The organism is Streptomyces sp. NPDC002935 (assembly GCF_040611295.1).
In the GTDB taxonomy this organism is placed as follows: Bacteria; Actinomycetota; Actinomycetes; order Streptomycetales; family Streptomycetaceae; genus Streptomyces.
On sequence record NZ_JBEXNW010000007.1, the window covers coordinates 286,282 to 308,820 of the forward strand.

General features: G+C 71.1%; 16 protein-coding genes. 12 read left to right on the plus strand and 4 right to left on the minus strand.

The window, feature by feature from the left end; genetic code table 11:
• The first annotated feature begins 45 nt into the window (after window positions 1-45).
• The 4 genes from glgC (at window position 46) to ABZX90_RS12415 (ending at window position 7,310) form a co-directional block, all read left to right on the plus strand.
• On the plus strand, window positions 46-1,266 hold the full coding sequence (glgC, locus tag ABZX90_RS12400) for a glucose-1-phosphate adenylyltransferase (protein ID WP_351119997.1): 1,221 nt from the start codon (window positions 46-48) through the stop codon (window positions 1,264-1,266).
• Window positions 1,267-1,868: 602 nt separating this feature from the next.
• The gene (locus ABZX90_RS12405; protein ID WP_355204068.1) at window positions 1,869-4,211 is read left to right on the plus strand and encodes a GH92 family glycosyl hydrolase; all 2,343 of its coding nucleotides are present in this window, start codon (window positions 1,869-1,871) and stop codon (window positions 4,209-4,211) included.
• 155 nt (window positions 4,212-4,366) lie between these two features.
• Complete coding sequence (locus ABZX90_RS12410) at window positions 4,367-5,695, plus strand: wax ester/triacylglycerol synthase family O-acyltransferase (protein WP_355204071.1); 1,329 nt, start codon at window positions 4,367-4,369, stop codon at window positions 5,693-5,695.
• 100 nt (window positions 5,696-5,795) lie between these two features.
• Entirely contained in the window at window positions 5,796-7,310 is a 1,515-nt protein-coding gene (locus tag ABZX90_RS12415; RefSeq protein ID WP_351120003.1) for an SDR family NAD(P)-dependent oxidoreductase, read from the plus strand.
• Between the two features lie 26 nt (window positions 7,311-7,336).
• On the opposite strand, the gene ABZX90_RS12420 is transcribed toward ABZX90_RS12415, so the two are convergent.
• Together ABZX90_RS12420 and ABZX90_RS12425 are read right to left on the minus strand one after the other, a co-directional pair.
• Window positions 7,337-8,143, minus strand: coding sequence for an SDR family oxidoreductase (locus tag ABZX90_RS12420; protein WP_355204074.1), 807 nt, complete (start codon window positions 8,141-8,143; stop codon window positions 7,337-7,339).
• 182 nt (window positions 8,144-8,325) lie between these two features.
• Window positions 8,326-8,886, minus strand: a complete 561-nt coding sequence (locus tag ABZX90_RS12425; RefSeq protein ID WP_355204077.1) for an inositol oxygenase family protein — start codon at window positions 8,884-8,886, stop codon at window positions 8,326-8,328.
• A 526-nt stretch (window positions 8,887-9,412) separates the two neighbouring features.
• On the opposite strand from ABZX90_RS12425, the gene ABZX90_RS12430 reads away from it, so the two are divergent.
• Entirely contained in the window at window positions 9,413-9,589 is a 177-nt protein-coding gene (locus ABZX90_RS12430; RefSeq protein ID WP_351120008.1) for a hypothetical protein, read from the plus strand.
• Between the two features lie 56 nt (window positions 9,590-9,645).
• Window positions 9,646-9,810 carry a hypothetical protein gene (locus ABZX90_RS12435; RefSeq protein WP_355204080.1) on the plus strand — a complete coding sequence of 55 codons (165 nt, stop codon included), beginning with the start codon at window positions 9,646-9,648 and terminating at the stop codon, window positions 9,808-9,810.
• A gap of 90 nt (window positions 9,811-9,900) precedes the next feature.
• On the opposite strand, the gene ABZX90_RS12440 is transcribed toward ABZX90_RS12435, so the two are convergent.
• The gene (locus tag ABZX90_RS12440; protein ID WP_351120010.1) at window positions 9,901-11,241 is read right to left on the minus strand and encodes an amidase; all 1,341 of its coding nucleotides are present in this window, start codon (window positions 11,239-11,241) and stop codon (window positions 9,901-9,903) included.
• A gap of 261 nt (window positions 11,242-11,502) precedes the next feature.
• Window positions 11,503-12,546, minus strand: coding sequence for a LacI family DNA-binding transcriptional regulator (locus ABZX90_RS12445; RefSeq protein WP_355204083.1), 1,044 nt, complete (start codon window positions 12,544-12,546; stop codon window positions 11,503-11,505).
• Between the two features lie 224 nt (window positions 12,547-12,770).
• Between ABZX90_RS12445 and ABZX90_RS12450 the strand changes: the two genes are divergently transcribed.
• The 6 genes from ABZX90_RS12450 to ABZX90_RS12475 all read left to right on the plus strand — a co-directional run bounded on the left by ABZX90_RS12450 (window position 12,771) and on the right by ABZX90_RS12475 (window position 22,441).
• Window positions 12,771-14,060, plus strand: a complete 1,290-nt coding sequence (locus tag ABZX90_RS12450) for a sugar ABC transporter substrate-binding protein (RefSeq protein WP_355204086.1) — start codon at window positions 12,771-12,773, stop codon at window positions 14,058-14,060.
• Between the two features lie 6 nt (window positions 14,061-14,066).
• A complete protein-coding gene (locus ABZX90_RS12455; RefSeq protein WP_355204089.1) occupies window positions 14,067-15,047 on the plus strand; it encodes a sugar ABC transporter permease in 981 nt (326 codons plus the stop codon).
• Window positions 15,044-15,958, plus strand: coding sequence for a carbohydrate ABC transporter permease (locus ABZX90_RS12460; protein ID WP_355204092.1), 915 nt, complete (start codon window positions 15,044-15,046; stop codon window positions 15,956-15,958). Before ABZX90_RS12455 ends, ABZX90_RS12460 begins: the two co-directional genes overlap by 4 nt.
• A 135-nt stretch (window positions 15,959-16,093) precedes the next feature.
• On the plus strand, window positions 16,094-17,326 hold the full coding sequence (locus tag ABZX90_RS12465; protein ID WP_355204095.1) for a glycosyl hydrolase: 1,233 nt from the start codon (window positions 16,094-16,096) through the stop codon (window positions 17,324-17,326).
• A 42-nt stretch (window positions 17,327-17,368) separates the two neighbouring features.
• On the plus strand, window positions 17,369-19,393 hold the full coding sequence (locus tag ABZX90_RS12470) for an endo-beta-N-acetylglucosaminidase (RefSeq protein ID WP_355204098.1): 2,025 nt from the start codon (window positions 17,369-17,371) through the stop codon (window positions 19,391-19,393).
• 30 nt (window positions 19,394-19,423) lie between these two features.
• Window positions 19,424-22,441 carry a glycoside hydrolase family 38 C-terminal domain-containing protein gene (locus ABZX90_RS12475; protein WP_355204101.1) on the plus strand — a complete coding sequence of 1,006 codons (3,018 nt, stop codon included), beginning with the start codon at window positions 19,424-19,426 and terminating at the stop codon, window positions 22,439-22,441.
• The last annotated feature ends 98 nt before the right edge of the window (window positions 22,442-22,539 follow it).

The window sequence follows — 22,539 nt, forward strand, 5'->3', positions numbered from 1 at the left end:
CCGGGCGGCCGGGCTTGGCCCGACCGGGCGTAGAGGGGCGGCGGCATGCGGCGCGGAGGACCTTCGGTTCTGGGAATCGTACTGGCGGGCGGTGAGGGCAAGCGGCTGATGCCGCTCACGGCGGACCGGGCGAAACCCGCGGTGACCTTCGGCGGCACGTACCGCCTCGTGGACTTCGTCCTCTCCAATCTCGTCAACGCCGACATCCTGCGCATCTGCGTGCTCACGCAGTACAAGTCGCACTCGCTGGACCGGCACGTCACCACCACCTGGCGGATGTCGAGCCTGCTCGGCAACTATGTGACGCCGGTCCCGGCCCAGCAGCGTCTCGGGCCCCGCTGGTATCTGGGCAGCGCGGACGCGATCCTCCAGTCGCTCAACCTGATCCACGACGAACAGCCCGAGTACGTAGCGGTGTTCGGCGCCGACCACGTCTACCGGATGGACCCCCGGCAGATGCTCGCCCAGCACATCGAGGGCGGCGCGGGTGTGACCGTGGCCGGAATACGGGTGCCGCGCGCCGAGTCGTCGTCCTTCGGCGTCATCAGTCCCGGTTCCGACGGCCAGAGCGTGCGGGGCTTCCTGGAGAAGCCCGCCGACCCGCCGGGCCTCGACGACGACCCGGAGTGCGTGTTCGCCTCGATGGGCAACTACATCTTCACCACCAAGGCGCTGATCGAGGCGCTCCAGCGGGACGCCGAGGACGGGCACTCCGTGCACGACATGGGCGGTTCTATCCTCCCCGCGCTCACCGGCCGGGGCGAGGCGCAGCTCTACGACTTCAGCGACAACCACGTGCCCGGCGAGACCACCCGCGACCAGGGCTACTGGCGTGACGTGGGAACCCTCGACGCCTACTACGACGCCCACATGGATCTGATCGCCGAGCGTCCCGCCTTCAACCTGTTCAACCGCAGCTGGCCCATCTACACGAGCTCCGGGCAGCTCTCGCCGGCACGCTTCAACGCCGGGGGCATCGCGAGCGAGTCCATCATCAGCGCGGGGTGCCTGATCCGGGGGCAGGTCACGCGGTCGGTGCTGTCGCCGGGTGTGCTCGTCGACCCGGGAGCGGTGGTGCAGGGCTCGATCCTGCACGACAACGTCAAGATAGGGCGGGGTGCCGTGGTGCGCGGCGCGGTGCTCGACAAGAACGTCGAGGTACCCCCGGGCGCGACGATCGGCGTCAATCCGGAGCGTGACTCCGACCTCTACACGGTCTCGAAGGGCGGCGTGATAGCCCTGGGCAAAGGCCAGCGCGTGCCCTAGGACCTGTCCGGTCGATCACGGCGGAGACGCGGGGTGTGGCACGCACTCCCCCAAGCTCTTCGAGCAGGGGGGACCCCCAGCCGCGTTGTCGTCGGTCGACGACTCCCCCGCTCTCGGCTCCGCTCGATTGGGGGGACCCCCATCGCGTCGCCTCCCTCCTCCGCCTTGCAGCTGCACGCACCACACCCCGCTCACCGGCACCGACCAGGCACCGTTGCCATCCTCCACCGTGACCGACCGGACAGGTCCTAGCCGCATCGGACGCCCTGGGCCCCGGCCGCCGTCCTCGGGCGACGGCCCGAGGGCTCCGGTCGCCGTGCCTGGACAACGGCCCCGGACACCGGGCTCACCGAGCCCGGCACGCCGGGGCCGTTTGTCATGTCCCTGGACAGGGGGCGGGGGCGCGTGTTGTCATGCCAAATGCCGTCGATGACAACGTTGTACAGCTCTGACAACGATGTCATCGCTGGGTCGGTCCGGGACGCGTCATGCCCGGACGCGACGCGTCCCGCGGGATCCCCGCCGGTTGCCCGGAAAGCCGGCCCCCCGCCCCGACCATGCATGAGGACAACGATGTCGATCACCCACCGGAGGTCTCCCGCATGAGATGGACCCGGCGCCTGCGCCTGTGCACGGCCGGGCTGGTGACAGCGTCCGCGCTGTTCGCCCTGCCCACTGCACAGGCCGCCGAGCCGCGCGACGGCCAACTCACCGATCTGGTCAACCCGTTCATCGGAACGGAGAACGAGGGCAACACCTATCCCGGCGCCGCCGTGCCCTTCGGCATGGTGCAGTTCTCGCCGGACACCGGCCACAACACCGGCTACGACCACTCCCAGAACCACATCCGCGGCTTCTCCCTCGTCCACCTCTCGGGCGTCGGCTGTGGTCTCGGCGGCGACCTGCCCGTGCTGCCCACCACCGGGGACGTCACGCAGACCGACTACGCGAAGTACGAGGCCGAGTTCGGCCACGACACCGAGGAGGCGCACCCCGGCTTCTACAAGGTCGGCCTGAAGACCGGGATCGAGGCCGAACTGACGGCCACCGCGCGCACCGGCGTGCAGCGCTACACCTTCCCGGCCACCGACAAGGCCAACGTGCTGCTGAACGCGGGCCAGTCGCTGCACAGGACGGTGGCGACGAAGGTCGAGATCCTGGACAGCCGGACCGTCCGTACGGCGATCACCGGCAGTGGCTTCTGCCAGGGCACGAAGCCGTACACGGTCTACACGATCACCCGCTTCGACCGCCCGTTCACCACCTCGGGCACCTGGAACGGCGACACCGTCACCGAGGGCTCCCAGGAGACGGCCGGCGCCACCGGACGCTCCGGCGCCTTCGTGCGCTTCGACACCACCAAGGACCGTACGGTCGAGGCGACCACCGCGCTCTCGTACGTGGATGCCCGCGGCGCGGCCGTCAACCTCCGCTCCGAGGGCGGCCGTTCCTTCGACGCGGTCCGCGGCGCCGCGCACCGCGCCTGGGAGGACCGGCTCGACGACGTACGCGCGAAGGGCGGCACCGACACCCTGCGCCGTACGTTCTACTCGTCGCTCTACCGGTCCTTCCTCGCGCCCAACATCGGCAGCGACGCCGACGGCCGCTACACCGGCTGGGACCGGCGGATCCACCGCACGAAGGGCTTCACGTACTACCAGAACTGGTCGCTGTGGGACACCTACCGCACCCAGTCGCAGCTGCTGGCCCTGCTCGCGCCGCGCGAGGCGCGTGACATGGCGATCTCCGTGATCAGGATCGACGAGGAGAGCGGCTGGCTGCCCAAATGGGGCTACGGCACGGTCGAGACGAACATCATGACCGGCGACCCGGTCACCCCGTTCCTCACCAACGCCTACCAGCAGGGGCTGCTCAAGGGGGCCGGCGGGTACGCCGAGCGCGCCTACCGCGCGCTGAAGAAGAACGCCGACGGCGTGCCGCCCGCAGACTCTCCGGCGGTGGGGCGCGAGGCGAACAGGGAGTACATCGCGAACGGCTTCGCGCCGTACGTCAAGGGCCGCCCGCACGCGAAGCCCGGCGACTCGGACTACGACCACGGCGCGTCCACCACCCTGGAGTACGCTCTGTCGGACGCCATGCTCGGCGCGATGGCCCGGGATCTGGGCCACGACGCGGACGCCGCGCGCTATCTGGCGCGGTCCCAGAACTACCGCGCGATCCACGACCCTTCGACCGGCTTCTTCCGCGCGCGGGACGCCTCCGGAGCCTTCACCGGACCCGCGGACCCGGCCCTGAGCGAGGGCTTCCACGAGGGCACGTCCTGGCAGTACCAGTGGCTCGTGCCGCAGGACCTGCCGGGCATGGTCGATCTGATCGGCGGCAAGCAGGCGGCGAACGACCGGCTCGACTCGTTCTTCGCCTACGGGCAGTTGCTGAAGGACCCCGTGAAGACCGCCCGCGAGGTGTGGGTCAACGGCCCGTACGCCTACTACAACGCGGACAAGTACAACCCGCAGAACGAACCCGACCTGATCGCCCCGTACACCTACCTCTCGACCGGCCAGCCGTGGAAGACGACCGACGTCGTGCACGCGGCGCTGACCCTGTTCACGGACGCGCCGACCGGGATGACCGGCAACGACGACCTCGGCACGATGTCCGCCTGGAACGTCCTGTCGTCCATCGGGATCTTCCCGGTGCAGCCCGGCTACGACACCTGGGGCCTGTCCACGCCCGTGTTCGAGCGGGTCGACCTCACGCTCGACCGGCGCTACTACCCGCTGCGCGCCCTGACGGTGACGACGCCGGGCACCTCGGACACCGACCGGTACATCCAGTCGGCCCGCGTGGACGGATCGTCGTACGACCGTACGTATCTGACGACTGGCACGCTGCGGGGTGTCCGCTCCCTCGAATTCACGGTCGGCTCGGAGCCGTCCGAGTGGGGAACGGCGGCCTCGGCGGCGCCCCCGGTCCTGAAATGACACCCGGCGTGTCCTGAGCTGAGCGAGTCCCGTCCCTCCTCCGAGGGGCGGGACTTAATCCGCTGTTAACTGTGCGTAACTTGATCGTACTTGACCGTAATCACCAGTCCGGGTTTGACTGCAAGTTCACCCGTCGTCGACGCGAGAGCAAGCCTTTGATCTCCGACCTCCTCGCACCACTCGACCTGGCCTTCTGGAACATCGAGTCCGACCGGCATCCGATGCATCTCGGAGCCCTCGGCGTCTTCGCCGCGCACTCGCCCACCGCCGGCGCCCACGCGGCCGACCTGCTCGCGGCCCGCGCCGCCGCCGTCCCCGGGCTGCGCATGAGGATCCGTGACGTGTGGCAGCCGCTGGCACCCCTCGCCTTCGGCAGTGCGGCCCGCGAGCCCGCACCCGACTTCGAGCCGCTGGACCACGTCCTGCTGCACGCCCCGACCGCCGACTTCCACGCCGAGGCCGGCCGGTTGATGGAGCGCCCGCTGGAGCGCGGCCGCCCACCGTGGGAGGCGCATGTGCTGCCCGGCGAGGACGGCGTGTCCTTCGCGGTGCTCTTCAAGTTCCACCACGCCCTCGCCGACGGGCTCAGGGCGCTGATGCTCGCCGCCGCCATCATGGACCCGATGGACCTGCCGGAGCCCCGCCCGCGCCCCGCTGAGCCGCCCCGCGGGCTCTTCCCGGACGTCCGCAAGCTGCCCGGCCTCGTCCGCGGCACCCTCTCCGACGTGGGCCGCGCCCTCGACATCGGCACCTCGGTGGCCCGCGCCACACTCGGCGTGCAGTCCTCGCCCGCCCTCACCTCCGAGCCCACCGGCACCCGGCGCACCGCCGGTGTGATCATCGACCTCGACGAGGTGCACGTCGTCCGCAAGACCGTCGGCGGCACCGTCAACGACGTCCTGATCGCCGTCGTCGCGGGCGCCCTGCGCCGCTGGCTCGACGAACGCGGTGACGGCAGCGAGGGGGTCTCCCCGCGCGCCCTGATCCCCGTCTCCAGGCGCCGCCCGCGTACCGCGCACCCTCAGGGCAACCGGCTCTCCGGCTACCTGATACGGCTTCCCGTCGACGACCCGGACCCGCTCGGCCGGCTGCGTGCCGTGCGGACGGCCATGGACCGGAACAAGGACGCGGGACCCAACCGGGGCGCGGGCGCCGTCGCCCTGCTCGCCGACCACGTTCCACCGCTCGGGCACCGGCTCGGCGGCCCGGTCGTGGGCCAGGCCGCCCGGCTGCTGTTCGACATCCTCGTCACCAGCGTGCCCCTGCCCAGCCTCGGCCTGAAGCTCGGCGGCTGCCCGCTCACCGAGGTCTATCCGTTCGCCCCGCTGGCCCGCGGCCAGGCCCTCGCGGTGGCCGTCTCGACCTACCGGGGAAGCGTTCACTACGGGCTCGTGGCCGACGCGGAAGCCGTGCCGGACCTCGATCTGCTGGCCTGTTCCCTGACCGAGGAGGTGCGCGCGCTGATCATCGCCTGCACGCCATGATCACCACGGGTTTGGTGCCGCGCGCGATTGGTCCGTAAAATTCCGCCTTCGAAAGCGAGCGCGGTTTCGAACGCGGCGCACAACCCGAGGAACGGCAGCGATGACGGTGACAGAGGACGGCCGGGCGACCCCCGCCGTGGACACGACAGATGTGGCGGCCGTCGCGTTCGGTCCCGGTATCGACCCCGAGCGGCTGGCCGTCTGCCTCAGCGTGCTCGACGAACTCGAGAAGATCGACGTCGACCACCCCGACGCCATCGCCGTGCGCCGCGCCACCGCGGGCGTCTACCGGACGGTGAAGCAGCGCCGCCGCCAGGAGCGCCGCGCCGCCAAGACGGCCCACGACAAGCAGGTCACCGAGTCCACCGCGACCGGCTCCGCCCAGCGCATCGACGACGAGACCGAGGGCCTCCTGCCGTCGTCGGTGACGGAGGAGGGCAAGATCGCGGGGATACTCCAGCGCCCGCGCTCCTGCTACACCTGCAAGGCGCGGTACGTCGAGGTCGACTACTTCTACCACCAGCTCTGCCAGGACTGCGCCGCCCTGAACCGCTCCCGCCGCGACGCCCGCGCCGACCTCACCGGCAAGCGGGCGCTGCTCACCGGCGGCCGCGCCAAGATCGGCATGTACATCGCGCTGCGCCTGCTGCGTGACGGTGCCCACACCACCATCACCACCCGCTTCCCGAAGGACGCCATCCGCCGCTTCAAGGCCATGGACGACTCGGCGGACTGGATGCACCGCCTGGAGGTCGTCGGCATCGACCTGCGCGACCCGGCCCAGGCCGTGGCCCTGGCCGACCGGGTCGCCGAGCAGGGCCCGCTCGACATCCTGATCAACAACGCGACACAGACCGTGCGCCGGCTGCCCTCCGCCTACGCCGCGCTCGTCGAGGGCGAGAGCGCCCCGCTGCCGGCCGGTGAACTGCCCGCCCACGACGTCATCGGAGCCTTCAACTCCGGCGCGGTCGACGGTCTGACCGCGCTGCCCGTCGGCGTCAGCGGACTGGACGCCCAGAAGGTGGCCGACCTCGCCCTCGTCGCCGGCAACGCCAGTGTGGTCCGGCACCGTGACGGCACGGCCATCGACGCGGGCGGCCTGGTCCCCGACGTCGTCGACAGCAACACCTGGGTGCAGACCATCGAGCAGATCTCCCCGGTGGAGCTGCTCGAGACCCAGCTGTGCAACTACACCGCGCCGTTCATCCTGATCAGCAAGTTGCGGACGCTGATGGCCGAGGCCGCGAGCAAGGCGCCCGCCAAGCGCGCGTACGTCGTCAACGTCTCGGCGATGGAGGGCGTGTTCAGCCGCGGCTACAAGGGCGCGGGCCACCCGAACACGAACGCGGCCAAGGCCGCCATCAACATGGTGACGCGCACCAGCGCCCAGGAGATGTTCGAGACCGACGGCATCCTGATGACCTCGGTCGACACCGGCTGGATCACCGACGAGCGCCCGCACTACGACAAGCTGCGCCTCGCCGACGCCGGCTTCCACGCCCCGCTCGACCTGGTCGACGGAGCGGCCCGTGTGTACGACCCGATCGTTCGCGGTGAACAGGGCGAGGACCTGTACGGCGTCTTCATGAAGGACTACGCGCCCGGCAAGTGGTGACGAGGACCGGGGTTGCGGGGAGGCGGTCAGCCGTCGGGTGTCCGTGTCCGGAGGCGTTCGTGGACGGCGTGGGCGGGGGAGCCCGCGTACGCCGCCCGCACCCGCGTTCCCCCGTCGACCAGCAGGTCGGCACCGGTGATCCACTCCGCCGCGTCGGACGCCAGCCAGGTCACGGCGCGGGCGACGTCCTCGGGCCGCCCGATGCGGCCGAGCGGGAGCCCGGCGCCCAGCTCGTCCTCGGAGTCCTCCCACACGAAGCGGGCCATCTCAGTGCGGACGAGACCGGGGGAGACCGAGTTGACCCGCACCTTCGGGGCCAGCTCCCCGGCCAGCTGCCGGGTCAGATGGAGCAGGGCGGCCTTGCTGGTGCCGTACGCGCCGACCCGCGGCCCGACGTGTCCCGCGCCCTCCGTGCAGACGTTCACCACGGCCCCGCCGTGCTCGCCCATCCAGGCCCGCCAGGCGCACTGCACCAGCCGCAGTGGCGCCTCGACGTTGACGGTGAACGCGTCGCGCCAGCGCTCCGGGTCGGCGTCCATGAGGGGGCCGTAGGGCTGGTTGGTCGCCGCGTTGTTGACCACGATGTCGACGCGCCCGAACGTGCGGAGCGTCAGCGCGGTCAGCTCCGTCAGATGCGCCGCGTCGGCGACGGAACCCGCGAGCCCGATGCCGCCGACCTGTTCGGCGGCGCTCCGTACCGCGTCCGGATCCCGCGCCGTCACGCACACCCGTGCGCCCGCTCCGGCGAGCGCCTCGGCTACGGCGAGGCCTATCCCGCGCGAGGCCCCGGTGACGATGGCGGCCCTGCCCTCGATCCCGTACGGCGACATCATCCGCGTACCGTCTCATGACGGACCGTCAGCCGACAGGCCTCGGCGGCGACCGCAGGCACCCGAAGGACACGACGACGAGCGCCGTGGCGCGATTCTCCCGCGCGACTCTCCTGATCGGCTGCCCTCGCGAGCGAGACGGCGGAGGTCGGTGAGCGGGCGAGCGATCCGGGGCGCGGCTGCCGTCAGTCCACGGCCCCGAGGCGCGCGTGTCGTTCCGCCACCAGCTCCAGCACCGTGCGCCAGTCCTCCATGACCCCGGCGTGCAGGCCGACCACCTTGCCCGCGTCGTCCGCCTGCCGCAGGGTCACCGCGTCCTCGGCCAGCGGGTCGTGCTCGAACGCGGCCAGCTCGCGCGGGGCCATCACGCCGCCCTGCGCGTCCAGGGTGAGCGCGCTCTGCGGGGACAGGCCGCGGCCCGGCGACGTGGTGGCCAGATAGCGCTTCGCCGCCACATGCAGGCGTACGAGGCGGGAGACCCGCTCGCCGAGCAGCGGCCGTACGGCGTCGGCCGCGTGGTCGGCGTGCCCGGCGTCGTCACCCGGCCTGAGCAGATGCCCGATGTCGTGCACCAGGCCCGCGACCTGGAGTTCCTTGTCGCTGGGATGGCCGCGGCGCAGCAGCGCGGCGGTCTGCAGCGCATGATCGTGCAGGTCTACGGGGTCGCCGCTGCAGTCCGGGGTGTCCCACGCGCCCCGGCAGGCGTGCAGCAGATCCATCAGCTCCTCGACGCTGCGCAGCTCCATGCGTCAGTCCTCCCGCGAGAAAAGCCGTTGCCGGGCGCCAGCAGATCATGGCCTCCTTGCGAACCGGCCAACGGGACCTGAACTGCGTGCCGCCTTCCTGGCGGATGCGCGCGACGTCCGTCGGCCGGCAGTGACTTCAGGCATACCCGTGGCCGGTCCCGATGGCCCGCCCAGGGGCGATATTGAGCCGAATGGGTGGTGGCGAACAGGGCATCATGTTTCAAATCGCCGCAGATCGGGGCCTGATGAGTCCTGGATGACGTGTGACAGTAACCTCAAGTTTTCAGCCCCATCGAGCAGGGGTCCGCTCATTTGGGTACTCTGTAGCCGACGGGCAGCCTTACTGGGTTCCACCCACACCCACGGTCCGTCCCGGGACAAGCCGGTCACCACGGCCTGCTCTCACACGAGTTACCGGCGCCACCGCGTCCCTAACTGCTTCGACTCAGACCCGAGCGGACGTCAGGTGAACGGCGCGTACCGTGCCGTATGTCCCGAGGGTTACCCGACACATAAGGAGTGCGCGGTGACACCAGAGAAGACGAATCGCGATCAGCGCCCCAAGGAACACACGGAGCGCTCGGGCGGTGGGTCCGACACCAAGCTCGGCAGCCTGGACGTGTGGGCCAGGTCCGCCCCCATCCGCCTCGCGGGCTACGAGGACGACCTCGCCGAACCGCACATCCTGCCCAGCGTCGACTGACCGGCGCCAGGATCCATCGCGACAGCTGACGGCATGGGCGTGCCGGAACCGCGCCCATGCTGATCGGAGAAGCCGCGGCCGACGACCGGCCGCGGCTCCGGCCTTTCCGGCACCGGATCGACCCCGCCCGGGAGACCCGTGCTCCGCGCGCCTCCACCATCCTCGGCAATGTGCCGGACGTCCGTGAGCACGCCCGTGAGCGCGCCCGCACGGTCGGCTGATCCGCACGTCATGTGCCGCGCGCCGTGGGCGAGTTGGGCTTCAGCCCCGGACCGGGACCCCGCGTTCGCGCCATGATCCGAACGGCGGTCCTACCCGAGCGGAGCGGTGCGCCGCCACGGGTGCAGAACCTCCAACTGCCCGGCCACATCGAGCAGCGCCGCCTCGGAGCCGGGCAGGCCGACGAGCTGGACGGCGCAGGGGGTGCCGTTCGGCAGCGTCCCGAACGGGACCGACATCGCGGGCCAGCCGGTGAGGTTCCACGGCGGAGTCATCGGCGAGTAGTTGGTGTTGGCCAGAACATTGCGCAGCCAGCCCCGCTTGTGCCAGTCGACGGAGGCGGGACTGCGCCGGGCGAGCGCCGGGGTGAGCAGCACGTCGTGCTCCGCGAAGAACGGCGCCAGGCGGCCGCGCAACTGTTCGCGGCGTGTCCCCTTGCGTACCCCGGCCACGAAACGGCGTCCGACCGTGGCGTGCACCCGGGTGCGCCGGGCCAGTCGGCGCGGGTCGAGATCCTCGGCGTCCACCGCGGTGCCCGCCGTCCAGTGCGCGAGCGAGGTCGTGCTCAGCCAGAGCGGGTACGGCGGGTTCGCGGACCGCACCTGGTGACCGGCTTCGGCCAGCAGGGCGGCGGCCTCCCGGGCCGCGCTCGTATACGGCCGGGTGACGTGGATGCCGGCCAGGGGGCTGCGTACCGAGAGGGCGATCCTGCGGGTGACGGGCTCCGCCGGCGGTGCCGGCTCGATGTCCGCGAGGAGGGAGAACATCAGCCGGGCATCCTCGACCGTCGTGGCGAGCGGGCCGTTCTCCGACATGCCGAACCAGTCGCCGTGACCGATCCCCGCGGGGACCACGCCATGGCCGGGCTTCAGGGTGACCAGGCCGCAGTTGGCGGCGGGGATGCGCAGCGAGCCCATCCCGTCGTTGCCGAGCGCGATCGGCACCATTGCGGCCGCGACCGCCGCCGCGCTGCCGCCCGAGGAGCCGCCCGCCGTGCGGGTCAGGTCCCAGGGGTTGCGGGCGTTGCCGTGCACGCCCTCCGTGGTGCCGAAGACGCACAGCTCGGGCACGTTCGTCAGGCCCACCACGATGGCGCCCGCGGCACGCAGCCGGGCCACGGTGACGTGGTCCTCGCCGGCGGGCGTGTCCGGGGTCGCTGCGGAGCCGTTGCGGTTCGACTCGCCGCGCACCGCGAGGTTGTCCTTGACCGCCACGGGCACACCCGCGAGGGGGAGTTGGGTCAGATCCCTCGTCGCCAGCTCGTCGGCCTCCGCGAGGGCGGCCGCGGCGCGGACCGTACGGAAGGCGCCGACGCGGCCGTCGTGCCGTTCGATCCGCGCGAGGTGTTCGGCCACCACCTCGCGGGGCGTGACCCGCTTCTCGCGTACGGCTGCGGCGATCTCGGTGGCGGTCCGGCCGACCCAGGTGGTCACGGGCGCTCCTCACTGCTGTCGTACTGGCGAGTAGTTACGAGGAGCACTCTGCCCGGAGGTGGGGCGCCGCGTCGAGAGCCGTCGGCCCCGGACATGCGGTCCGCTCGTCCCGGACTTTCACACGGGCGCCGGCCGATGCCCCGCACCGGCCCGCGCGACACGGGAAGTCATCCGATGGCTTGGTCGAATACCGGCGCCATGTGCCCCATTAGTGGCGTTTGGTGGACCGGCGATCCACCAGGCACCCGATGAAAGCCTTCGTCACACCCCGTACGGCCCGGTGCTCTCCCGTTCGATCAGCCGTGGCACCGGGACCCGGACAGTCCGCGCCGGGCCGCCGTCCAGGAGCGCGGTCAGTTCCTGGGCCGCCGTGCGGCCGAACTCGACGGTGTCCCGGGAGAGCGCGGACAGCCACGGCCTGACCATGCGGCACAGCGGGGAGTCCTCCCAGGCGACGACGGACACGTCACCCGGGACGGTGAAGCCCAGCTCCGTCGCGGCGGCGACACCGGCGAGGGCCATCATGTCGTTGTCGTAGACGAGGGCGCTCGGCGGGCCGGCGCCCTCCAGTACGCGGCGGGTGACCGCGGCGCCCTCGGCGTCCGAGTAGTCCGTGGTCACCGAGCGGACCTCGGCCAGACCCCGCCGCTCCGCCTCCGCCCGCAGTGTCACGATGCGGCGCTCGGTGTGGGCGAGCCCCGGCAGGCCGGCGATGTGCACGATCCGGCGGTGGCCCAGGGCGTACAGCTCGTCGACGACCGCGGCCATCGCGCCCGCGTCGTCCGCCCAGACCGTGGACAGTCCGGGATGCCGGGCGTCCGGCGCCCCGCCGATGACCACGGCGGGCAGCCCCAGCTCGTCGAGGAGACCCGGACGCGGATCGTCGACGCGGGGGTCGACGACCAGCACACCGTCCACGCGGTGCTCGGCCCACCAGCGCCGGTAGACCGCGCACTCGGCGTCCACGTCCTCGACCACCTGGAAGAGCAGCCCGAGATGACGCTCCGCCAGCACCTCCTGGATGCCCGAGATCAGCTGGAGGAAGAACGAGTCCACACCCAGGGTGTCGGCGGGGCGCGCCACCACCAGACCGACGGTGGCCGCGCCTTCGCCGGACAGCTGGCGCGCCGCCGTACTGGGCCGCCAGCCGAGCTGTTCCGCGACCCGGCGCACCCGGTCGCGGGTGACCTCGGAGACCCCGGGCCGGTCGTTGAGCGCGAAGGAGACCGCGCTCTCGGAGACCCCGGCGCGCCGCGCGATGTCCTTCATCGTCGGCCGGCGCGCGGGGGACCGTCTGGCTGGCACGTCGTGGCTCCTCAATTTCTCCAGGCCGCGCACTAATGCGCTTGAGTGGTGGAAGCCTAAAGCGCATTAGTGATCCTGTGCAAGTACGTGTTGATGATGCTCTGACCTGTACTAATGTTGCGCGGATTCCTTTAGTAGGTACGAATGCATTGACTTCCCCGAAGCTCGCCGGGCAAGGTCGCTGGCGCCACCATCTGCCGACGCAGCAAGGGAGCCGTGTCACCGTGCCCATACCCCGCAGAGCACTTGTCGCCGCCGCCGTCGCCCTCGTCCTGCCGCTGAGCGCCTGCGGCTCCGGTGACGACGGTGGCGGATCGACGGACGCCTCCGGCAAGGTCGAGGGCGACATCACCTTCCAGACCTGGAACCTGAGGGCCAACTTCAAGCCGTACTTCGAGGGGGTGATCGCCGACTTCGAGAAGAAGTACCCCGGCACCCACGTGAAGTGGATCGACCAGCCCGCCGAGGGCTACGCCGACAAGATCAGCGCGGACGCGGCGGGCGGCACCCTGCCCGACGTCGTGAACGTCTCGCCCGACCTCGTCGCACCGCTCGCCAAGGCGGGTCTCGCCCTCGACCTCGACAAGTCGGCCGCCCAGTACAAGAAGGAGTACCTGGACGGCGCCTGGGCCAGCCACCAGATCCCCGGCATGACCGGCACGTACGCCTTCCCCTGGTACCTCAACACCGGGCCGCTGTTCTACAACAAGTCGCTCTTCGCGAAGGCCGGCCTCGACCCCGCCGAGCCGCCGACGACGTATGACGAACTCTTCACGGACGCACTCCGGTTGGCGACGAAGAGCGACGGCAAGGTCGCCACCCTCGCCAACGTGCCCACCGTCGAGGACTTCGGCCGCTACGGCGTCGAGCTGATGAACAAGGAGGGCACCGCGTTCTCCTTCAACGACGCCAAGGGGGTCGAACTCCTCACCGAGTACAAGGAGTTGTACGACGCCAAGGCGCTCGACGCGCAGGCGCTGACCGCCACCCCGGAGTCGTCCGGCAAGAAGTTCCTGACCGGCGCCGTCGCCATGAACCCGGGTAGCGCGCTGGACCTCGGCAACTTCAAGAAGCAGGCGCCGAACCTCTACAAGAACATCGGCATCACGGACCAGATCACCAGCACCGGCAAGGTGAACATGTACGTGATGGGCGTGATGGTCAACTCACGCACCAAGCACACGCCGGCCGCGGTCGCCTTCGCGCACTTCGTGACCGACGCGCGGAACCAGATGTCCTTCGCCAAGAAGGTCGCGATCTTCCCGAGCACCGCGGGCTCCCTGGACGACCCGTACTTCACCGACGAGGACGGCACCGACGTGACGCGGGTACGGATCGCCGCCGCCAAGTCGCTGAAGAACGCGGTCAATTACACGCCGGTCCTGTTCAGCGAGCAGATGAAGACCGCGCTGCGCAACGAGGTGGCCAAGGCGCTCCAGGGCAAGGAGAGCCCCAAATCGGCTCTTGACAACGCTGTCAAGGCCTGCGACACCCTCCTTCGGCAGCAGGGCTGAGCGGACATGGCGAGCTCTTCCAGCACCGTGCGGGAACCCCGGCCTCCCACCCGCGGGCGGCCACCCGGAGGCCGGGGGCGGGGAGAAGGTGCCCGGGGGCGGCGGCCCGTCACCCGGGTGCGACGTCAACTGGTCACCAGCCCATGGCTCTTCGCCGCCCCAGGACTCCTGGTCGTGGGCGTCTTCATCCTGTATCCGTTCGTCTCGACGGTGATCAACGCCTTCACCGACCGCCGCACCCTGATCCCCGGCGAGTTCGTGGGCCTGGCCAACTTCCGGGAACTGCTGCACGACGAGATGTTCTGGACCGGACTGCGCAACAGCACGCTGTACGTCCTCGGGGTCGTCCCCGCCCTCGTCGTGCTGCCGCTGCTGCTCGCACTCCTCGTCCAGAAGAACATCCCCGGCATCACCTTCTTCAGGTCGGCCTTCTACACCCCGGTCGTCGCCTCGATCGTCGTGGTCGGACTCATCTGGGTGTGGCTCCTCGACGAGCGCGGGGTGGTGAACGCGCTGCTGGAGGCGATCGGGGTCGGCAAGGTCGGCTTCCTCAGCGACCAGTGGCTGCTCCTGCTCAGCGCCATGGCCGTCACGGTCTGGAAGGGCCTCGGCTATTACATGATCATTTACCTGGCCGCGCTCGCCCATGTGCCCCGCGAACTGCACGAGGCCGCGTCGGTCGACGGCGCGGGCGCGGTACGCCGCTTCCTCACGGTCACGGTGCCCGCCGTCCGCTCCACCATGGTGCTGGTCGGCGCACTCTCCTCGGTCGCCGCCTTCAAGGTGTTCTCCGAGGTGTACCTGATGGCGGGCCCGGACGGCGGTCCGGCGGGCGAGGACACCACCCTCGTCATGCTCGTCCAGCGCACCGGCACCGGACTGACCGGCCGGGTCGGCTACGCGTCCGCCATCTCGGTCGTCGTCTTCGTCGTCACCGTCGCGCTCATGCTGCTCGTGCTGCGCGCCGACCGGAAGGAGGGAGCGTGAGCGTGCTGGAGAAGGTGCGTTCCGCCGAGCGGCGACCGGCGGCGGAGCGCCCGCCCCGCCGCCGTGTCACCGACGAACACGGACACCGTGTCCGCGCCTGGGAACTCGCCCTGCGCTACCTGCTGTTGGTCGCCGTCCTCGCCCTCACCGTCGGCCCCTTCCTGTGGCAGCTGTCCACCTCGCTCAAGGGGCCGACCGAGGACATCTTCAGTTCGCCGCCGACATTCCTCCCCGGCCACCCGACCCTGCACAACTACCGGCGGGTCGCCGACACCATCCCGGTCTGGGACTACGCCCTCAACTCGCTCAAGGTCGCCGGCGCCAACGTCGTCATCAACTGCGTCGGCTCGGCACTCGCGGGCTACGCCCTGGCACGGCTGCGCTACCGGGGCCGACGCGTGGCCACCCTGGTCTTCGTCCTCGCCATGCTGGTGCCCGTCGAAGGCATCATCATCGCGCAGTTCACGACCATGCGGGAGCTCGGCCTGAACAACACGCTCATCGGGGTCGTCCTGCCCGGCTGCATCGGGGCGATGAACGTGCTGCTGATGCGCAACGCCTTCCTCAACCTCCCCTACGAGATCGAGGAGGCCGCCTTCGTCGACGGCGCCAACGTCTGGCAGCGGTTCCTGCGGATCGCGCTGCCCTCGGTGAAGGGCACCCTCGCCGTCGTCGCGATCTTCGCCTTCATGGGCGCCTGGGACGACTTCCTGTGGCCGCTCATCGTGCTCAGTGATCCGTCGAAGTTCACCCTGACCATCGGGCTCAACTATCTGCACGGCACCTTCGCCAACGACGAACGGCTCGTCGCCGCGGGCACGATCATCGCCGTGGCGCCGCTGATCGCCCTCTTCGCCTGTCTTCAGCGGTACTTCTTCCGCGGTGTGGGCGAGGGAGCCGTGAAGGGCTGACGCCCACCTGCGAACTTCGCACCTCCGAACTTCCCACTTCCGTACTTCGCACCTCCGTACTTGGCACCTCCGTACTTGGCACCCCTGTACTCCGCGCCTCCGCACTCCCGTACTTCCGATTCGCGAGGATCCCGCATGCCTCCTGCCGTGCGCTTCGGCGTCAACTACACCCCGAGTGCCGGGTGGTTCCACCACTGGCTCGACTTCGACCTGGACTCCGTACGCGCCGATCTCGACTCCATCGCCGCGCTCGGCCTGGACCACATCCGGGTCTTCCCGCTGTGGCCCTACTTCCAGCCCAACCGGACGCTGATCCGCCCGAGGGCCGTCGAGCAGCTCGTCGCGCTCGCCGACGCGGCCGGTGAGCGGGGCCTCGACGTCGACGTGGACGGTCTGCAAGGACACCTGTCGAGCTTCGACTTCCTGCCGGCCTGGACACAGACCTGGCACCGCCGGAACATCTTCACCGATCCGGACGTGGTCGGGGCGGAGGCCAGGTACCTGCGGACCCTGGCCGGAGCCCTCGCCGACCGGCCGAACTTCATCGGGATGACGATCGGCAACGAGGTCAACCAGTTCGCGGCCGGACCGCACCCCGACCCCGACCGCATCACGGCCGGCCAGGCCGAGGAGTGGCTGTGCCGCCTGCTGGCCGCCTGCGAGGAGGGCGCCCCGGGCAGGACCCATCTGCACGCCTCCTACGACGCCGCCTGGTACCAGGACGACCAGCCGTTCACGCCCGAGCACTCCGCCCGGCTCGGCGCCATGACCGCCGTGCACTCGTGGGTGTTCAACGGGACGGCACAGCGTCACGGCCGTACCGGCGTCGCCACCGAGCACCACGCCGCCTACCTGATCGAACTGTCCAAGGCCTGGGCGGACGACCCGCACCGGCCGGTCTGGCTCCAGGAGGTCGGCGCTCCGGCCCCGCTGATCCCCGCCGAGCACGCGGCCGCCTTCACCGAGGCGACCATCGCGAACGCCCTGGACTGCCCGGACCTGTGGGGCGTGACCTGGTGGTGCTCGCACGACGTCAGCCGCGACCTCGCCGACTTCCCCGAACTCGAATACGGTCTCGGCCTGTTGACCAACGACCGGCAGACCAAGCCCGCCGGGGAGAGCATCGCGAAGATCGTCCGACAGGGCCGCCCCGGCGCACCCGCCGCGCGGACCACCGCCCTGGTCGTCGACACCGCGCCGGGCCGATCGGTCTGCGCCCCGGGCGGCCCCGTCTTCGAGGCCTTCGCCCGGCTCACCGCCGACGGGGTCCGTCCCACCACTGTCCTCGCGAGCCGCGCCGCCGACAAGGAACACCTCGTCGCACGCGGCATCACCGAGGTCGTCACACCGGGTCAGGCCACCGCGTGACCCCAGCACCGTAGTCCGTCCCCCAACGATACGGAGCACACAGTGAACCTCAGCAGACGAACGGTCCTGCTCGCCGGAGCCGGCGCCGCCGCGGGACTCGTCCCCGGCCTGCCGGGCACGGCCACGGCCGCCGCCCGCGACCTCCAGCCGTACGCCTCCTACTGGTACCCCGACTCGCTGCCCTCGGGCACCCCGGGCACCGGCATCACCTGGCGCAGCCTGAAGGCGTGGAGCGCCGACGGCGACGCCGACCTGGCCTTCAACGCCGCCACCGTGCCGCTCGCCCCGCGCTTCACCCCGGTCCCCGCGAACACCACGGCCCGCACCGGCCAGGCCCGCGTCCAGTCCCTGGTCTCCTTCGGTCCGACATCGGGCAACCCCGCGCAGGGCTCGGGCACCGCCGACTACTACGCGCTCACCCACTGGTCGTACATCGACGAACTCGTCTTCTGGGGAGGCTCGTCGGGCGAGGGACTGATCCTCGCGCCCAACGCGCCGATCGTGGACGCCGCCCACCGCCACGGCGTCCCCGTCCTCGGCAATGTGTTCCTGCCGCCCGTCGCCTACGGCGGCCAGTTGCAGTGGACCCGCGACCTGGTGCAGAAGGACTCCGCCGGGCACTTCCCGCTCGCCGCGCGACTCGTCGCGGTCGCCGCCGCGTACGGCTTCGACGGCTGGTTCGTCAACGCCGAGACCGGCGGCGGGAACGCCGCGCTCGCCACGGACATGCTCGGCTTCCTGCGCGAACTGAAGGCGCTCGGCACGGCCGAGGGGCAGCGCGTCACCTGGTACGACGCGATGACCGTGAACGGCACGGTGAGCTGGCAGGGGGCGCTGAACAACCAGAACAAGACGTTCTTCCAGGCCGCCGACTCCCTGTTCCTCGACTTCCGCTGGTCCCGGAGCAGCCTCGCCTCCTCCGGGACGACCGCCCGGCAACTCGGCCGCGACCGCTACGAGTTGTGGGCCGGTGTCGACGTCGAGGCGAACGGCACGAACGCCTCCGTGAACTGGGACGCCATCGTGCCGGCCGGCACGGCTCACATCACCTCCATCGGCTTCTACCGGCCGGAGTGGACCCGCAACCACCTCCCCGCGAGCCGCACACCCGGCGACTTCCACGCCGCCGACGACGCGTTCTGGACCGGCGCGACGCTCGACCCCTCGCGACCCGACCCGACGGCGCGGTGGCGCGCGCCCGCCGTCTCCGTCGCCGACCGCTCCACCGTCACCTCCCTCCCGTTCGGATGCGTCTTCAACACCGGCCACGGCCTGAAGTGGTACGAGGACGGCACCGCGACCTCCGGCGCCGCCTGGAACCACCTCGGCCTCCAGGACCGGCTGCCCTCCCGCCGCTGGGTCGTTCGCACCACCGGCCGACGACCCTCGGTCACCTTCGACTTCGCGGACGCCTGGCGCGGCGGCAGCAGCCTCCTGGTCTCCGGCGACCTCGACGCACCGGCCACCCTGGACCTGTACGCGACGCGGCTCCCGCTCGGCCCGGACACGGTCGTCGAGCTGACCCACCGCACCGACGCGGGCGACGCGTCCCTGGAACTCGCCGTCGCCACGGCCGACCCGGACGCGGCCGGCGGGGCGCCCCCGTACACCTACTTCCCGCTGACGTCGGGCAACGGCTGGGAGACCTCGACCGTGCCGCTCACCGGGCTGTCGGGGACCGTACGGGCCCTCGGCGTCCGGCTGACCGGCGCCGGAGCCCCGGTGCGCTGGCGGCTCGGGGGTCTCGCCGTCCGGGACGCGGTCGAGACCCCCGCCGCGCCCACCGACCTGCGGGTCACCGACGCCGAGGGCGGCAACCTGCGCCTCGCCTGGCAGGCCGCCCCCGGCCCGGACGACGACGCGACGGCGGGCGCCACCCGCCACTACGAGCTGTACCGGATCCTCCCCGACGGCACCCGCCGCTTCCTCGGCGGAACCTGCCAGCGCGCCGTCTACGTCGGCGGTCTCGTCCCCGAGCAGGGCGAATCGGCCACCCGGTTCGAACTGCGGTCGGTGGGGGAGCTGTTCACCGTTTCCGCCCCCGCGACGACCACCCACACCTGGTAGCCCGCACCCCTCACCCCACGGAGCACTCATATGCATGACGACCGCACCCTGGTCGAGGCCCGCCTCAAGCGCGTCCTGGACGAACGCATCCGTCCGGCCGTGTATCCCGAGTCCGTACCGCTGGAGGTGGCGGTGTGGAACGCGCCGGGCGAGCCCGTCCCGGTCGCCGAAGGGCTCGCCTCCGCGCCGGAACCGATCGAGGTGGGCGCGCGCTGGGGTGCTCCGTGGGGCACCAGCTGGTTCCGGGTGACCGGGACCGTTCCCGAGGCGTGGGCCGGCCGGACGGTCGAGGCCCTGCTCGACCTCGGCTTCGACGAGAACATGCCCGGCTTCCAGTGCGAGGGCCTCGTCTACCGGCCCGACGGCACTCCCGTGAAGGGCCTCAACCCGCGCAACCAGTGGGTGCGGATCGGCGCCCCGGTCGAGGGCGGCGAGCGGGTCCACCTGCACATCGAGGCCGCCTCCAACCCGGTGATCCTCGACTACCACCCCTTCCTGCCCACCCGGTTGGGCGACAAGGAGACGGCGGGCAGCGAGCCGCAGTACCGACTGGAGCGGATGGACCTCGCCGTCTTCGACGAGACGGTGTGGCAGCTCGTCAACGACCTGGAGGTCCTCGGCGAGCTGATGGCGGAGCTTCCGGTGGAGTCCGCGCGGCGCTGGGACCTCCTGCGCGCGGTGGAGCGAGCCCTGGACGCGGTGGACCTCCAGGACGTCAACAGCACAGCGGACGCGGCGCGTTCGCGGCTCCGGGACGTCCTGGCGGCGCCCGCCGTGCCGTCGGCCCACCGGATCAGCGCCGTCGGGCACGCGCACATCGACTCGGCGTGGCTGTGGCCGCTGCGCGAGACCGTCCGCAAGGTGGCGCGCACGACCTCCAACATGACCGCGCTCCTCGAGGACGAGCCCGACTTCGTCTTCGCCATGTCCCAGGCCCAGCAATGGGCGTGGGTGCGGGACCACCGGCCCGAGGTCTGGGCCCGGGTGAAGAAGGCGGTGGCCGACGGGCGGTTCGTGCCCGCCGGAGGCATGTGGGTCGAGTCGGACACCAACATGCCCGGCTCGGAGGCGATGGCCCGTCAGTTCGTGCACGGCAAGCGGTTCTTCCTCGACGAGTTCGGCGTAGAGAACGACGAGGCCTGGCTGCCCGACACCTTCGGCTTCGCCGCCGGACTCCCGCAGATCATCAAGGCGGCCGGCTCCAAGTGGCTGCTGACACAGAAGATCTCCTGGTCGCAGACCAACAAGTTCCCCCACCACACCTTCCGGTGGGAAGGCATCGACGGCACCCGGATCTTCACGCACTTCCCGCCCGTCGACACCTACAACTGCTCGATGAAGGGCAGCGAGATCGCCCACGCGGCGAACAACTTCAAGGACAAGGGCGTCGCCCGGCACTCCCTCGCCCCCACCGGCTGGGGCGACGGAGGCGGCGGCACCACCCGCGAGATGATCGCCAAGGCGGCCCGGCTGCGCGACCTCGAAGGCTCCGCGACCGTGGTGTGGGAGACCCCCGAGGAGTTCTTCCAGAAGGCCGAGGCCGAATACCCCGACGCCCCCGTGTGGGTCGGCGAGCTGTACCTGGAGCTGCACCGCGCCACGCTCACCAGCCAGGCGAGGACGAAACAGGGCAACCGGCGCAGCGAGCACCTGCTGCGGGAGGCCGAACTCTGGGCGGCGACCGCCGCCGTACGGACCGGATTCCCCTACCCGTACGAGGAGTTGGACCGGCTGTGGAAGACGGTTCTGCTCCACCAGTTCCACGACATCCTGCCCGGTTCGTCCATCGCCTGGGTCCACCGGGAGGCCCGCCGCACCTACGAACGGGTCGCCGAGGAGCTGGGCGCCGTCATCGCCGCCGCCCAGCGCGCACTGGCCGGGGACGGCTCGACGGCGCTCGTGTTCAACTCGGCGCCGCACACCAGGGACGGGGTCCCGGCGGGCGGCGCCGCCGTGCCGCGCGTCGACGGAGAGGTGGGACTCGCTCCGCGCCTCGGCGGCGGCCACGTCCTCGACAACGGCCTGCTGCGCGTCGAGATCGACGCGCGGGGGCTCGTGGTCTCGGCGTACGACCGCGAAGCGGAGCGCGAGACGATCGCGCCCGGCCGGGCCGCCAACCTGCTCCAGATCCACCCCGACTTCCCGAACATGTGGGACGCCTGGGACGTCGACGAGTTCTACCGCAACACGGTCACCGACCTGGTCGACGTGGACGAGATGGTGCCCGCCGAGGACGGCGTGTCCGTCCGGATCGTACGGTCGTTCGGGGCGTCGCGGGTCACCCAGGTGCTGTCGCTGAGCCCGGGGGAGCGGTGCCTCGGCATCGACACCGAGGTGGACTGGCACGAGACCGAGAAGTTCCTGAAGCTCGCCTTCCCGCTCGACGTGCACGCCGAACGGTACGCGTCCGAGACCCAGTTCGGGCATTTCCACCGGCCCACCCACACCAACACCTCATGGGAGGCAGCCAAGTTCGAGGCGTGCAACCACCGCTTCGTACACATCGAGGAACCCGGCTGGGGCGTCGCCCTGGTCAACGACTCGACGTACGGCCACGACATCACCCGCACCGTGCGGGACAGCGACTCCGGGACGACCACCACCGTGCGCGTCTCGCTGCTGCGCGCCCCGCGTTTCCCCGACCCCGAGACCGACCAGGGACTGCACCGCTTCCGGCACGCGCTGGTGCCGGGCGCGGCCATCGGCGACGCGGTGCGCGAGGGCTGGCGGATCAACCTGCCCGAGCGGCGGGTGACCGGCGCGCGGGAGGTCGCGCCGCTGGTCACGGTCGACCAGGACGCGGTCGTCGTGACGGCGGTCAAACTGGCCGACGACGGCAGCGGCGATGTGGTCGTCCGCTTCCACGAGTCCCGCGGCGGCCGTACGAAGGCCACGCTGACGGCCGGGTTCGCGCTCGGGGAGGTCACCGTGACGGACCTGCTGGAGCGGCCGCTCGCCGACGCGACCGAGCCCGAGCGGGACGGCGACCGGATCAGCCTGCGGCTGCGCCCGTTCGAGCTGGTGACGCTCCGACTCACGCGCGGCTGACCGACGCCCCTGCGTCGTGGGGGCCGACCCCACGACGCAGGCCGGTCGGGCCGGGCCCCGCGAGGGCAAGCCTCTGCTCGGCCGGTCGCGTCCGGCCC